2 protein-coding genes are annotated in these 736 nt (G+C 62.9%); both read right to left on the bottom strand.

The features are described 5' to 3' along the window. Positions 1-255 (bottom strand): hypothetical protein (locus tag NKI88_RS31745; RefSeq protein ID WP_352659345.1); only part of this gene is annotated, 255 nt, incomplete at its 3' end. Further along, positions 252-736: transposase (locus NKI88_RS31740; protein WP_352659343.1), on the bottom strand; the 485-nt coding region annotated here is incomplete at its 5' end. The genes NKI88_RS31745 and NKI88_RS31740, both read right to left, overlap by 4 nt.

Genomic DNA, 736 nt, shown 5'->3' with positions numbered 1-736 from the left:
GTCGAGTAGTTCGGCGGAGCCATCACCAGTGGCTTCGTCCATTTCGTCGAAGCCGGCCCATGTGAAGAATACCATCGAGGGACCGTAGTTGAGATCGAGGCTGGCTTGCAGAGCGCCAAAGGCGATCTCACCGGTGTTGTCGGCCCCGATGGTGACCATGGCGGGACCGCAGAGGCTGAGATAGCCGCAATCCCACAGATCGGCCTCGACGATATGCCAGCGGTCAATCAGCTTGCAGTCCGCCGGCGCGCTCATGTCGGCACCGCGATCAACTTGGGCAGCCGCACCAGATTGTAGGCGGCAGCCGCGAAGGTGAAGGCCCATCCGACGCGGTCGCGACCGCGGAACTTCGTCTTCTCTTGACCTGCGATGACCTTGATCCAGCCGAACGCCTCCTCGATGCGTTTGCGGATGCGCTGGCTGACGACATAGCCGACGTGCCGGGTCGTGCGACGATCTATAGCGGAACGGCGCCCGTTCGTGTTCTGCGCCACGTGTGGCGTCACCTTCATCGAGCGCAACTCGTTAATGAAGTCCTCCGCGTCATAGGCCTTGTCGGCGCCGAGGGTGATGGCTTGCGGTCGCTCGGCGCGGGGTTCGATCATGTGCAGAGCCGCCACTCGTTCGGCATGCCCGTCGGCCAGCGTCAGGCAGGCATCAACCAGAAGACCATGCCGGTTCTCCATCAGCCCGTGCCCCATGAAGCTGAGCTTGGCCTCCTTGCCTTTCCCCTTGC

The organism is Mesorhizobium sp. M0317 (genome assembly GCF_040321555.1).
In the GTDB taxonomy this organism is placed as follows: domain Bacteria; phylum Pseudomonadota; class Alphaproteobacteria; order Rhizobiales; family Rhizobiaceae; genus Mesorhizobium.
The sequence above is the reverse complement of the archived record's forward strand: the minus strand, read 5'-3'. Positions and strand labels throughout refer to the sequence as shown.